Origin of the sequence: Aquiflexum gelatinilyticum, from assembly GCF_024813435.1 — a bacterium.
In the GTDB taxonomy this organism is placed as follows: Bacteria; Bacteroidota; Bacteroidia; order Cytophagales; family Cyclobacteriaceae; genus Cognataquiflexum; species Cognataquiflexum gelatinilyticum.
The window spans coordinates 243,512-258,302 of sequence record NZ_JANAEZ010000003.1 but is presented as its reverse complement, the minus strand read 5'-3'; the positions used below and the strand labels follow the sequence as shown (position 1 = coordinate 258,302).

Annotated in this window: 8 protein-coding genes; 4 read left to right on the top strand and 4 right to left on the bottom strand. The window is 39.5% G+C overall.

Annotated elements, in window-relative coordinates:
* Window positions 1-2 precede the first annotated feature (2 nt).
* Window positions 3-1,352: a M28 family metallopeptidase gene (locus NK987_RS09035; RefSeq protein ID WP_259263582.1), complete on the top strand. Its 1,350-nt coding sequence runs from the start codon at window positions 3-5 to the stop codon at window positions 1,350-1,352.
* Window positions 1,353-1,625: 273 nt separating this feature from the next.
* Here the strand turns inward: NK987_RS09035 and tamL are convergent, their stop codons facing one another.
* Together tamL and NK987_RS09025 are read right to left on the bottom strand one after the other, a co-directional pair.
* Window positions 1,626-3,920 carry a translocation and assembly module lipoprotein TamL gene (gene tamL, locus NK987_RS09030; RefSeq protein ID WP_259263581.1) on the bottom strand — a complete coding sequence of 765 codons (2,295 nt, stop codon included), beginning with the start codon at window positions 3,918-3,920 and terminating at the stop codon, window positions 1,626-1,628.
* Window positions 3,913-8,877 carry a translocation/assembly module TamB domain-containing protein gene (locus NK987_RS09025; RefSeq protein ID WP_259263580.1) on the bottom strand — a complete coding sequence of 1,655 codons (4,965 nt, stop codon included), beginning with the start codon at window positions 8,875-8,877 and terminating at the stop codon, window positions 3,913-3,915. The genes tamL and NK987_RS09025 overlap by 8 nt, the downstream gene beginning before the upstream one ends.
* Before the next feature lie 272 nt (window positions 8,878-9,149).
* On the opposite strand from NK987_RS09025, the gene NK987_RS09020 reads away from it, so the two are divergent.
* Window positions 9,150-9,380: a hypothetical protein gene (locus tag NK987_RS09020; RefSeq protein ID WP_259263579.1), complete on the top strand. Its 231-nt coding sequence runs from the start codon at window positions 9,150-9,152 to the stop codon at window positions 9,378-9,380.
* Window positions 9,381-9,472: 92 nt separating this feature from the next.
* Window positions 9,473-9,922, top strand: a complete 450-nt coding sequence (locus NK987_RS09015) for a GNAT family N-acetyltransferase (protein ID WP_259263578.1) — start codon at window positions 9,473-9,475, stop codon at window positions 9,920-9,922.
* A 129-nt stretch (window positions 9,923-10,051) separates the two neighbouring features.
* On the opposite strand, the gene NK987_RS09010 is transcribed toward NK987_RS09015, so the two are convergent.
* Together NK987_RS09010 and NK987_RS09005 are read right to left on the bottom strand one after the other, a co-directional pair.
* Window positions 10,052-12,850 carry a TonB-dependent receptor gene (locus NK987_RS09010; RefSeq protein WP_259263577.1) on the bottom strand — a complete coding sequence of 933 codons (2,799 nt, stop codon included), beginning with the start codon at window positions 12,848-12,850 and terminating at the stop codon, window positions 10,052-10,054.
* 18 nt (window positions 12,851-12,868) lie between these two features.
* Window positions 12,869-13,954, bottom strand: a complete 1,086-nt coding sequence (locus tag NK987_RS09005; protein WP_420841177.1) for a phytase — start codon at window positions 13,952-13,954, stop codon at window positions 12,869-12,871.
* Between the two features lie 345 nt (window positions 13,955-14,299).
* Between NK987_RS09005 and NK987_RS09000 the strand changes: the two genes are divergently transcribed.
* On the top strand, window positions 14,300-14,773 hold the full coding sequence (locus NK987_RS09000; RefSeq protein WP_259263575.1) for a LytR/AlgR family response regulator transcription factor: 474 nt from the start codon (window positions 14,300-14,302) through the stop codon (window positions 14,771-14,773).
* The last annotated feature ends 18 nt before the right edge of the window (window positions 14,774-14,791 follow it).

Sequence of the window (14,791 nt, the reverse complement as noted above, 5' to 3'; positions counted from 1 at the left end):
TTATGAAAAAAATTTTACTCATAGCAGCTTTTTTTGCTTTTAATTTTGCAAACGCACAGACTCAAATCATCCACCGTGATGTCGAGATAGAAAAGATGGTCAAAGAGATATCTGCAACCAATCTTGAAAAATACGTCCGTGACCTTGCCGGATTCAGAACCCGTCATACGCTAAGTCCCAACCATCCAAAAGATGGAATCTCTGCTTCCCAAGAATACGTGCTCAACCATTTCAAATCCTTCGAAGCTGCATCCGGTGGAAGGCTGACAGCTTTCCTTGATACTTATACCATACCTGCTGACAACAGAAGAATCCCTGCTGATGTCCAATCCGCAAATGTGATGGCTACGCTCAAAGGCACTGATCCAAGTGACAACAGGGTTTTTATCATTTCCGCCCATGTGGACAGCAGGGCTTTGGATGTGATGAACACCAATATCGATGCTCCCGGAGCCAATGACGACGGATCGGGTGTGGCCGCAGTCATCGAGTTGGCAAGGATAATGTCCCAAAAATCTTATCCTTCCACTATCATTTTTGTGGCTGTTTCCGGTGAAGAACAAGGCCTCAAAGGAGCTGCCTACCTTGCTGAAAAAGCAAAAAAGGAAAACTGGAATCTTGTGGCGATGCTTAACAACGACATGATCGGAAACTCCAATTCATCAGAAACCAATATTAATGACAATACGCGTGTCAGGATCTTTTCTGAGGGCGTACCTGCGGCAGAAACTGAGCAGATGGCGGCCATCAGGCGGTATACCAACGGAGAAAACGACAGTAAATCACGTCAGCTTGCTAGGTATATGAAAGAAGTCGGTGAAAGGTATGTCGATCAGCTAGAAGTGAAACTGGTTTACAGAAATGACCGTTTCCTAAGAGGCGGTGACCATACTCCTTTTGCAAGGGAAGGATTTACCGCTATCAGGGTCTGTGAAATGAATGAAAACTACTACCATCAACATGAAAATGTCAGGGTAGAAAATGGCATCCAATATGGGGATTTGCCAGAGTTCGTGGATTTTGAGTACATGAGAAAAGTAACTGGTATCAACTTAGCATCTCTATATTCAATGGCTTCAGCACCTTCCGAACCGCAAACTGTCGGTATTGATGTCAGGAAACTTAGCAATACCTCCACCCTTAGATGGGAAGTACCTGCAAAAGGAAAAGCCAAAGGTTATTATGTATTGATGAGAGAAACAGATTCGGCAACATGGGAAAAGAAATTTTATACAGAATCAACTACTTTGACAATCCCCTATTCGAAAGACAATTATTTCTTTGCCGTACAGGCGGTTGGTGCAGATGGACATGAAAGTATGGCCGTATTCCCTCAGCCGATTACCAGGTAAAAATGGAATTGATAGAAATTAAATGAAATAAGGTAGAAATAGATAAAAATAAAGTTGAAATAAATTCTTTAGAAATAAACGCTAAAAATAAAGGGATAGGTTTGATGATTGGAAAATTTATATCGCCGAAGGCATTATATCAACCTATATCACGAAGCTTATATCTTTTAAATATCACCGAAGGCATATATCCCTTTATATCGCGTAGCTTATATCTTTTAAATATCGCCGAAAGCATATATCAATCTATATCGGGAAGCATATATCCATATTTTAGAAAGGATAACCGATTGCAAAATTAAGCACCATATTTTCCCTTCTCCATGCAGCATCCAATACATTAAAGGTATCGAGCCACCTGTCGTTTTCAGGTAGCCAGGGTTTGCGTACAGGAAAAGCAAGGTCAAACCGCAATACAAAAAGATTGATGTCTATCCTGAGTCCAAAGCCTGCCCCTACACCTAATTCTTTTGCCCAATTTCTGGAGAATTTACCCCCGGGAAGGGCATCATTTTCATTGAAAAGCCAGATGTTACCCGCATCCGTAAATACCGCTCCTTTTAGGTACTTGTTAAGTGGAAACCTCAATTCCACATTTCCTTCCAGCCGGATATCACCTGCTTGGTCAAAAAACCCACTTGTACTTGCGTCTTCAGGTAAAAATATACCCGGTCCCAATGACCTTATTCTAAATGCCCTGACACTTCTGGGACCTCCTGAGAAAAACTGCTTCACAAAAGGAAGGGATACCGAATTGCCCAAAGGAACCCCGACTCCACCGTAAAGTCTGGTGACAATCATACTTTCCTTTGAAAATTTGTGGTAAAATCTGATGTCCATCTCATTTTTGACGAATTGGGCATATTCCAGTCCGAATACAAATCCCGGATTTTCCGTATCCAACAGGGTGTTGATTCCCTTCAAAAAATTACCTGCAAGGTCTATTGTCGTCGAAAAGAATATCGCATTTTTCCTATGGGTATCCACCAGTTGATTGTAATTGAAAGTATAATTCATCCCTAGGATAAACTGTTGTTCAAAACTTCTTCGCAAAAAAGGATTGGATTCCAATATTTCATCAAATTCGGGAGTGGTTCTAATCAGGTTGACAATGCTTGCACTGATAGGATTGAATTCATGATAGGTGTATTTATTGATGTTCCAGAAATAACCGAAAGAAGTATTGTAGGAATTGAGAAGATATAAATCTGTCCTGTTTTGATATTCCACTCCTGCTGTAATTCGGGTTTTGGGAATCGCAAATTTGAACCTGTTCATAACAGGGACAGGGAAAAGAACTCTCGGAAATACCAAAGAACCCTGCAATCCGAACTCAATAGATTGCTGCGCTTGCCTGTCTCCTGATTGCAATTGCACTTCATATCCGAACTTTGCTGTCAGATTGAATATTTCGCCTCCTTTAAATAAGTTCCTATTTTGAAAGTTGAGCTGCAATGCAGGCCCCACGAAACTGTTTGACTTGGTGACTCCCTGAACCTCTGCACGTACCGACCTTTGATTGAGAGGAGAAAGTAAAATCCGGGCATTTAGCGGATAGTTTCCATCCTCACCTCTGATACTGTCTGCTTCTTCAAATGAAATATTGACATACCTGAAATTTCCGATGGAAGAAAGCCTATTGGATGTTTGACGGGAGATCTGCGGATCAAACTTTGAACCTTCCCTGAACAGAATATAATTGGCCAGTAAATCCGGCTTAAAAACCAATTCAGATTGAATGATGTCAATCCCATTGATATTTACAGTATCTGGATCCGTGATATCTTCATTGATGGCATAGTTTGGAAATACTTTGATATCCTGAATCGTGTAGGGAAATTTGGATTTGACAGGTGTATTCCCTTTGAGTCTCAAATAAAGGTCAAATCTCCTGTCCTCATATTGGTTGGTATCAGCTTCGAAAATCAAAAGATCCGCATTGAAATTATAGTAGCCCTTTGATTTGAGTTCCAAATCTATTCTCTCCCTTTCCTTTTTTAAATTGTCCAGGTCCAGTTTACTTCCTTTGACCAAATCGGACTTATCAAGCGAGGTTTTTATTTCTTGAATGACTTCCAAAGAATCTCCTAGAAGCTGATAGGTTTCAAGGCGATAAGGTTCTCCAAAACTCAAAGTATATTCTATCCTTACGAATTTGCCATTTTCAATGAGTTCATATTTTGGCTCACCAAAAAAATACCCCATATTCTCTAACCTGTTTATCAATATCCCCGTGGTTCGCTCAGGCTGGACGTCACTGAGATAAACAGGCTTCTCCCCAAATCTTTTTCCCAAAAATCTATTTATAAATCCGGGTTTTTCTTTGCTGCTTTTGTAATGCGCCCACAATCCAAACCTTGTTCCCAAAATTTTTGCATTAGGATCAGGTTTGATGAGGTTATTCAGCTCACTTTGGAGATTAGACCTCTCCGATTTGGTAAGTGGAGCTTCAAGGTTAAGAACATGTCCGGTGTAAAGGCTTTGACCTTCGGGAATGAATTTTTTGACCCCACAGGAGAAACTGAGCAGGAGAAAAATGAACAATATAATTGACGGCTGCTTACTCATGTTGTGGCATTTTATTTTCCTCCTCTTTTTCCTCAGATACCTCCACATTTTCTTCTTTCTTTACTCCTTCAAAGACACTTTTTCTCCAAAGTTCTTTAAAAGCATTGAATTCCTTATTGAAAATAAGTGATATTCCAGTGACCACCAACTGACCATCAATGACGGATTCAAATTGGTTTTTGCGGTAGGCCTTTGCCCGCCATTGACCTCTTTGATCTAGGAGGTACTCTACACTTACATCTCCAAAAAGTGCATCCGCCTGATTCATTTCCTGATTCCCTCCTTCCACATCCACTTGTCCTCCCACGGAGATGACAAGTCTGTCATCAAGAAGGGATTGCTTAGCAGCCACATTCAGTTGCGTGCGGTCTTGGCCTGCTCCGGTCTGGAAGTCAGTGTAGGAATCTAGGTCAAAATCCAATGAGAACCCTGTGTCTCCGAAAAGCTTTCCAGACAAGGCATTCAGCTGGCTTGAAAGCACCTGACTGACAGAAGTGCGGGCGAGGTTAACAGATCCACCTCCCGATCCGTCATTTCCCATCACAGGGAAGAATTGGTTAAGTACCAACAATGAAAATACCTGCTTGGTAAGTTCATCTTCCTGTTCGTTGATCTGCTGGATCATTCCATAAACACTACCGCCAAATGCGCCCCTCTCCTGTTCTGCAAGATCTAGCTCAAATGAAATTTCAGGTTTCATCAATTCCCCATCAATTTTGAGGTAAACCATAAACGGAAGCACCTGTCTGAATTGGCTTTTGGTATCATTGTCAGTGCCGCTGAGTTGAGCCTGCATCAGTTCAGCTGCAGAAGTCCTGATATTATAGATGGCAGTCAGGTCAAGGGTTGCATCCAAGGGATCCCCTCTCCATACCACCGTGCTTCCCGAGGCAAGTTCAAACCTCCTGTTTACCAGGTTGAAGAGATTCATTTCATAATGTCCGCTTCTTACAACGTACCTGCCTGACATGGAAATGTCTCCGTTAGGGTTCATCAGCATATTCAAATCACCTTCTCCCTGGATTTTGAGGTTATCATTGGTCCTTTCATCGACAATGAGGTTAAACACCGTTTTTGGGTCAATCCTGAGGTTTGCTTTGACATCATACCCTTTGATGCCCTGCGTGGTAAGGTCTCCTTCCCTTTGGTAAATGAGGTCATAGGGATCCTGATGGTTTACAAAAATCACGACACCTGTCCGTTCTACCAAGTCAAGCCTGTCCTCAGGCACAATAAATGTCACTTCAGTCCCTTCATTTACTTTGAGTTGCGTATTGATCATCGGAAGGGAAAAGGTACCGCCAATCTGTAAATCAAGATCTACATTGGCTTTACCAAAAAAAAGATCGCTGTCTTTTCTGGTAGAATTCATTACCTGAAAGCCCTGCGTTTTGAGCTTTAAATCAAAACCCACATCAGCAATGTTTTCAGTAATGATCCTCCCATTGGTAATAAAGGAATCCCCTTCGGCATCTTTGATGGTGAAGTTGTTGAAATACACCGCTTGATTGTCCAGTTTAATCAATTCATCAGGAAAATTGAAACTAGTATTCAGTTGGCTTACTAAAAAGCCAACATCTTTAAAACCAATGGCCCCATTATACAAAGGTTCCCTAACTGATCCATTTACTTTAAAATCTCCCGTGATAAAACCTTTTGCCTCTCTCAGAGCACTGTCAGAAACAATTTCCAAAAATGACATTTGCAAAGCATTGAGCTTTAGGTTCAGATCGAGATTTGTCTTTAAAGAATCTGCCAGAATTGATCCGAAAATATCCAAATCCACTTTCCCTTCTTTCAGAGCAAGGTTGAAGTCGTATTCCTGAAGACTCAATGCTTTGGCCTTTAAATCAAGAATTCCTAATGGTATATCTGCCAATTCAAAATCACCGATGGTCAAATCAGCCACCAATCCAATAGCATGGAATGGATTTACAGCAATAAAATTGCCGTTCACCTCCCCTTTCGCAATAGGGTTTTCGGGATTGAGAAATCCAAACACGGTATGTAAGGCGAAGTTTCGAAAACCTATCCCGAGGTGTTCTTCTTCCAGGTTGGGAAAATCATTTTTCACCCCAAAATACTGCTCCTCCATTCTGAATTCAACGTTTTGAAAATTCAAAGATTTTGGAGCATAAGTCACAAGGTTATTGGAGGGAATCTCCCAATTCTCTTTGTTGAAAATAAGGGCTTCCGGTAAAACCCTGACCTGGATGGTATCACCAAGGTTGGTAACCTGGGCTGCAAAATTGATTACAGTTTCTTGTTGGTATTTTGAATTAAAGGAAAAATTTACTTTTTGATCCCGGAAGTCTGCATGCAATCTTGTTTGGCCCATGTTTACCGGATCATAAAAAAACCTGTCAAAACTTGCATCAAAATTCAATGTCGATGCATCTCCGTCCAAATCCAGCCTGAATGTATCGATGCCTGCATTTAGGTAGAGCAAATGGGGCATCCTAACTAATGTATTTAATTTTTGAGAAGCAGAATTAAAATCAAATTTTATCAGAAGGGTATCCATCTGGTCAATATCCGAGAGCAGAAGTTGGTCAATAAAAGGTGTGGAGAGAAATTTGAATTCGGACTTGGCAACTACATTTACACTATCAGCCAATTCCGAATGGCCCACTATCACCTTATTAAAGTAATTCTCAAGGGAAAGAGAAAGATTTGATAATGAACTGTTTACTGTAAAAAAACCATTTAGAAAATCAGATTGAACCTTCAAATCTGACAGCTGATCTGAAAGACGGGAATCCACCTTTATCAGTCCTATAGGAAAATCTCTCCCTTCTAAATGAAAAAAACTGTCAAAGATCTCGATACCGGCAGTCATATTTTCCGGTCTTCCTGAAAGTTCGCCCGAAATCTTAAAGTTGGTATCGATATCTTGCTTAGTAGCCCCGATTGCTTGCGTATTGAGTTTTTTTACATCCAACAAGAAGTTTAATTCAGGTGAAACCGTATCTATTTTAGCAGTGGCATTGAAGTCAAAATCAACATTTTCCTTTGAAAATACAGCTTGTAATGTGGCCACTGTATCTTTGGCAGAAAGGGATAATCCAAGCTGAGAAAGGTCAATATCCTCCCAAGCCAGATTGCCAAAATCAACTTTCATCAAACCTTCCAGATCATACCATCCCGAGCCATTCCCTTCTAGATGAGAGACGAGACTGATGGGCTCCAATTGTGGAAGGTCGAGGATTTTGCCAAGGTCTAATTCTTGAACATTCAATGTAGAATTCACAAAATAGACTTCATCTCCATTGACCGTTCCTTCCAAAGACACATTCCCTTCACTTGTTTCCAGTAATATTTCTGTTTTGAAATCCTCAAAACCACCGATTGCCATAGCAGTTAGTTTGATGTCTTCGGGAATCTGATAGCTCCCATCTTCCAAAAATGATTCAATTACCCTACCTTTGGTTTCAAAAGTAAAGTCCGGGATATTAACAGACATTCTTTCAAAATCAACTGCATTTACTATCCCGGCTGATCTGATTTTTAACTTGGTAAGCTTCCCATAGGACAAGTCAAATGCAGGAATATTCAATCTTGCCAGACTCCCTGAAATTGACCCGGAGGCTTTTAGCCCGTTCCTTGTTAATTCCTTGAAATAAATATCATTTTTATATTCAGGTACAAAAAAGAGGGCTTCGGATGCATCCGTTTCAAATTGCTTAAACTGGATATCAAAACCTGCTTTCTCAGGATTATTGATAAATCCATCCAAACTTTGATAGGTAATCAAAAAATCACCTTTCAGCAAGGATTTTCCTGTTTGGACATCGATGCCTTCTATGTTGATTTTATTGTCATCCGCCCCGAGTTTGGCCTTTAGTGTTTGTATTTCCAATCCACTTCCTTCTATTAGGGAAAAATCATCTATGGCAGCTTTTGCTTTTTGATCTTTCAGAAAAAGGCTGTGGGCTTGGAGGTTTAACTTTGACAGAGTGATTGTTTCAGGATTAAAAACACCCTTTTTGACCACACCGCCTCCTGAATAAAAATTGAATTCGTCATTTTCCAGCTTGAGAGAGCCAACCTCCACCCACCAATCCGGCCATAAAAAAGCTGCCGATTCTTGGCTAGGTGCTACATTTTGACCGAGGTCATCCGGATTTATCCTCAAGTCAATCTTGGAATCAGACAAAGCCAAGGATTTTAGCATGATTTTGTTTTCCTCCAAATTGGCTTCGGGAAGGGATAGGAATAAATCCCCAATATTCATTCTTGTAGAAATACCATCAGGTGTTGAGGTGTATTCCATTTTGCTGTTATGGATTTCAACCATGTCCAAAACCAATAATGGCAAAGGGGAAACAGAAAGTGTATCCACCTCCTCCGAAGGTGGAAAAGGATGGGTCTGAAGGTAAATGATGTTTGCTTGGTCGATCAGTACATTTTGAATCCCAAAATCCATTTTATTAAGATCGAATCTGTCTGACTCAATCCGGATTTCTTTCCAACCTGCGATTAGGTCTATACCCAAAACCTGATCATCATAGTGCAGACTGACATTTTTAAGGTCTATGGGACCAAAAGAGAGCTCTGGAAAAGGTGCTACACTGTCTGTCTCACTGATAGAATTGGCACTATCAACCGGACTGACAAATGCATCCACCAAAAAGCTAAAATTAAAATCCTGATAAACAGAATCCCTTTTGACATTGGCTACCAAACCATCCAAATCTATTTTTGAGATATTGATTTCTCCATTTCTGATCAAAGGCAGAAATTCAATGCCTGTCTCCAGATGATTAGAATATACCAAAGTATCTCCTTTCAAATCTTCCAGATAAAGTCCCTTGAGGGAAATATTTCCTACGAAAGTGATGAAAAGCTTGTCTATCCTGACGACTGTACCAGTTTTATTGGAAACATACTTGGTAGCTTTTTGGACAATGATATCTTGTCCCCAAGGACTCCTGATGAAAAAGAAAAGCCCAACCAACAAAAGCAGGATTACAGCTATTGTAATGCCTAAAGTTTTTAGAAATATCCTTACAAACTTTTTGATGGGCTTTGGAATTTGATGTCTTGGCTAATCCCAAATATAAGGTTTAAACCCCTTTCATAACGAATAATTATGCTATTTGTAATCTCCATTTTTCAAGTATACATGAAGAAACAATCAACTCAAGGTTAATTAATCGTTACCATTCCAAAATGTCGAATTTTAAAATCATCAATTTACTAATTTGACCAAATAATGTTCTTTTGAAAATGACCCACATCCTTTTCAGTATTATTTTCTTGATGGCAAGCTATTTTTTGGCTGTATTAGCTTTGGTACAGGGATATATTCCGGGAGGATATAGAATTGAAAAAGGGGACGATGGAAAAACCCGTGAATTCCTGCAATATTTAAAAATACTTGGAATCAGTTTTATCATTGCCTCTGCCCTATCAGGCATGATGTTTTACTTTTTCATTTATCCCAGCTATCAGTATTAAAAATGATTTTATCATTCCTTTTTTAGAGATATCAATTTTTTTACCCATTTTAACGCATCGAAAATTCTTTCATTCTTATCCAAAAAAAATCCATGGACTATATTATCAGACCTTGCGAAGAAAAAGATTTAACCGACTTGGTAAAATTATGTGCTGCACATGCCGAGCATGAAAAATCAGACTATTCACCTGAAGGAAAAATCGAAGGACTCAGGGAAGCAATCTTAGGAAAAAATAAAAAACTGAATTGTTGGATTGTGGAAATCGATGGAAAACCAGAGGGATTTACCACCTTCACCATTGATTTTTCTACTTGGGATGCCGCACCATTTTTGTACATGGACTGTCTCTTTTTGAATGAAAAATGCAGAAGCACCGGAATAGGCGCAGAAATCATGCGGCGGATCCGGGAAGTAGCCAAAGAAAACAAATGCGTCAATATCCAATGGCAGACACCTGAATTCAATGTCCGAGCCATCAAGTTTTATGTTGGGCTTGGAAGTACCGGAAAGCAAAAAATGAGGTTCTTTTTGAAGCCATAAGATTGGGTATTGGGTTAATGGTTATTTGGTTATTTGGGAAAGTCTTTAACCTTATTTTAAATAGAAATTTTATAAAACAGAAAAACCTCCGAAATCGGAGGTTTTTCTGTTTTATATCAAGAACAAAGTTTAATCGAATAGATCAAACTTCACCCCGAAATTGATTCGGGCATTGTAATATTCCTCTTGGGCAGTTCTTTCTCTGATTCCCTGATAGTACCTCAAAGGCTGATTGGTCAGGTTGTTTGCCTCTGCAAATACCCTCCAGTTTTTGGTGATGGCATACGATGCATTGACATCAAGGAATGTCTGACGGTCGTAATACAAATCTTCAAAATTGGAACCACCGACCTCGTCTATATAACCACTTGCATGGTTGACGGATACCCTTAGGACAATTTTTTCAGTTTCAAATGACAAGGAAGCATTGAACATGTTTCTTGCTGTTCCAGGTAATTTAAGTTCATCATCTTCTCTTCCTTCTATTCCTGAGGTTCTTGAATCAGTAAAGGTATAGTTGGCAAAAATCCCTAAACCTTTCCAGATACCCGGAAGAAAATCAAACTGTCTTTGGATGCTTGTTTCAAAACCGTAGACATTGGCTGTTCCGCCGTTTTCAGGCTGCGTGAGTTCAATTAACTGACCAAACTGAGGATCAGTAACGTTCAATTGGGTGCTTTGGTAGATGAAATTATCAACGTCTTTGTAGAAACCACCTGCCGTAAATACACCAACTGACTTATAATAATTTTCAAACATCAAATCAAAATTCATTGAAGTAGTCGGTACTAGGTTCGGGTTTCCTCTTTGTAAAGACTGGTTTTCAGGACTGAATATGGCAAAAGGAACCAAGTCAAAATAATTTGGTCTGGCGATGGTATTGGCCCAAGCCAGTCTCAAAATCCTGTTTTCATTGATATCATATTTGAAGTGGGCTCCTGGCATAAAATTGGAATAATTTTGAGTAACAGACGCTGATTGGGTGAAAGTCTCCTCATCTTCATCAAATTCATAACCTCGATATTCCAGGTTGGTGTTTTCCAATCTCAATCCCAAAATACCTGAAAGCTTGGAGTTGAACTGGTAATCAGTCATCACATAGCCTGCTGAAATGGTCTCAGAAGCTTGGTAGTTTCCGGTAATATATTCAGCCACGGCGTCTTCATAATCAAACAATGACTCATTTTTTAGGTCCAATCCTCCCAAAAATTCTTTGTCGACAAATCTTCCAGGAACATATTGAGGTCCGTTTAGAAACACCCTGTCATTTTGAAAGCTATAAGGCAAAGAACCCAGATTATTTCCACCCGGACCCAAATCCACAATCGGATCATAGACATCGTATGAGTCTGTTCTTTCTTTATATTTTGACCTCACCCTTCCGCCAAATTTCAAAATTCCTTTGTTGGCTGCATACGGCATGGTAAAATCCACCCTGCCGTTTAGGTCTTCTTCGAAAGTATTGTTATTGGATTCATAGATTTCATTGAGACCAAGTCCCAATGCATCATCTTGGTTGACTAATGTAGTCAAAACTTTAAAAGGATCCCTGATGTCCAAAATAACATCTGCATTACTTCTATGTGTTATATACCTTTCATTTGGTCTATCTTCTGAAGCTTTGGCATAAGTTCCGTTCCAAGTCATTTTCAATTTGTTGAAAATATGGCTTCCTGAAAGCGTGGTGTTGATTACCCTTTGGTCTTCCAGACGTGCATTCTTAACCCTGTCATTATCAATCCCACCTTTTGTCTGAATGGCAGTCCTTCCTCTCATTTGAAAAAGATTTGGAGCCAAGGTTGTAAAATCTCCTGATTCAAAAGGCCTGTCAGTACGGTCCACTCTAAATCTGTATCTGTTTTCCCAATCATCCCTCCAATTGTACATGGTATTGAATACTATCGAATGGTTCTTATTGAAATCATAATCCAAAGCCAATGATGCTGACCTTCTTACCCTTTGTACATTATATTTTCGGATATCGAAATTATTTACAACAACAGGATTATTGGGATCATCAGTCTCCGCCCATTGAGCTTCATAATTGTCAGATCCGAAATTATGGTTATTGTAGGACCCTGAAAAAATCACTCCCAATTTGTCATTTGCAATCCTGTCCCCGATTATCAAACCACCTGTCCAGATAGGTTTATTTGTCAATAAATTGATGCCTGATGCCGCTGTACCTGAAACCCTGAGTCCGTTAGGAGCCTTTCTCGTCACAAGATTCACTGCACCACCGATGGCATCGGCATCCATATCCGGAAGTACACTTTTATTGACCTCTATCGTCTGAATCATATCAGAAGGAATCAAATCCATCTGAATTCTTCTATTATCACCTTCTGCAGATGGAACTCTTTCTCCATTGATCATGACTGAATTCAACTCAGGAGCCATGCCGCGAATGATGATGTTCCTAGCTTCACCTTGGTCATTTTGCATGGTGATACCGGGAATCCTTTTTATAGCATCTCCGATATTTGCATCTGGAAAACGGCCAATCTGGTCTGCCGCGACGATGTTGGTGATATTTGAATTGGTTTTTTGTTGGTTTAAGGCTCTTGCTTGGCCTTTAAGTCTATCTCCAAAAACAATTACCTCGCCGCCTTCCAAAATTCCGGGCATCATCTGAAATCTCATTTCCAATGTCTGCCCATCCTGAAGTGTAATTTCTTGTTTCAATGAGGTATATCCTAGGTAGGAAACTACTACAATATACTTGCCGGAAGGAACACCCTGAATCACAAAATCCCCAAGTTGGTTGGTGACAGTTCCCTTATTTGTCCCCTCCAAAACAATGTTGGCACCTGGAAGTGAAAGGTTTTGGTCATCGATTACTTTTCCCCTGAATGTAGCCTGCGCCAAAATTTGTCCTGAAAACAGGATCAAGCTTAGCATCAAAATAAGTTGTAAACGTTTTTTCATATAAAGGTTAGATAGTTTTTATTTTTTGGATTTTAGGATAGTGCCCGCAAGGTCTTCCCATCTGTATAATTGGAAGGTTTTGTCATCAGACATGGCGACAAACATTCCTTTTGTGAAATTGCTGTTTAAGGGCATACTAGTGACCTCAGAACCATCACTGGAAACAGTGGATGTTTTGATGATGGTGATCAGTTCATGTTGATGAGGATCGGATGGGGCGCCCTCCCTTGGAAAAACATGGAATTGGTTGACTTCCTGATCTGAAACAAGAATATAGCCCGTCTTCTCGTCAAGTTTGTAAATGGATATTCCTTCGTGGTCTTGGGTAAATCCTTCTGTCGCAAAAAGTGCCAATTGCTCATTTCCTTTGGAAGGATCGGCATGGTATTTTCTCACCCCTACTCCTTCGTCTGAATAGTAGATATAGCCCAATTCATTGTCTACTGCAATGGCTTCGATTTCTTTCTTTCCGCTATAGTTGCCAAATTTTCTGACTAGGTCAAGTTTTATTCCTGACTCAGATCCAATGATTTCATATTGCCATAGATAGGTTCCATCGGTGGGTCCTGATTTTCTTCCTGCGATGACATAGTGTTTTCCATTTGACTTATCATGATAAATGGCAACACCCATTAAGTCACGGAACATTTTTCCGGTTTCTTCTTTATAAATTTCCAATCCACCAACCTGAATTTCTTTCATATCAGGAAGGGAATAAAACCTGAGTTTGGAAGTCATCCGCTCTCCAGTAACAGCAAAATCCACTAAGGTATCTCCCATTTTTAAACCGTAGGAAACATCCACATTATTGGGTCTTTGGAGACCTTTGACTGTCAGAGAATCGATTTTTTTTCCCTCAAGGTCAAAAACATACAAGGCCCCATCAGCATCTTTGTCCGTGCCAATGATCAGACTTTGGGAAGGATCTTCACTATTGATCCATATGGCAGGATCGTCTGTATCATAAATGACCGAGTCGGTCACAAATAACGGTTTAACTTTTTGAGGTACTTCAACTGCCTCTTCCGTGACTGTGTTTGGTGATTTTTGACAGGAACAAATCAAAAAGGGAATCAAAAATGGTAAACCGTAAATTTTTCTCATCATTTCGTTATTCTTTTAAATAACAAAACTAGAGTACACTCCATCTTATGCCTATTTTTTGGTGTTATCAAAAAAGCAAAAATCGAAGAATTTAAGGTTAATTATTCTTCTGAGTCAGAATGATATAAAACAATATATAAGTTTGATTTTCAGGTAAATAAATAATATTATCCAAAAGTTATGATCAGGTATTTCAAAAAAATCACTTAATATTCAATTCACACTTGATCATTTCCAAGAATTAAGAAAAGGTGAAAAATACTCCTTTTGGGGTATAGTTTCCGGGTTTTGCTTTTTGGAATTTTAGATCAGTTAATTATTTCTTTTTTTATAAAACCGCTGACTATGGAACCTTATTTGAAATTTGATATTGGTACTGGATTAAAAAAATTCAAGAATACCAAAACAATCAGCCTGGTCAATCCAAAAACCGAAGTTCCCACTAAGCCGATCAAATATAAAGTATTAGACAATATCCATCCCGGGAGAATCGCCATCCCGACGTTGGAAGGGTTTGAAATTTTGCATGTTGCCAAAATATTACGCTGTGAGGCAAATGGCAACTACACCAAAATCATCTATGACGGAAATAACTTTCCCATCATGGTAAGCAGGCAACTGAAATGTCTGGAGAATGCACTTTTAAAAAGCGGCTTTCTCCGGATACACCATTCCCACCTGATCAATCCGCTTTACATAAAAAAAATTCTCAAATCAGAAGGTGGGCAAGTGGAAATGGAGGATGGAACCAAAATCAGGATTTCCAAGAATAAGGATGAAATAATCGAAACCCTTTTCAACTCATTCGAAAAAATCTAAAAACAAAAAAGCCAAACA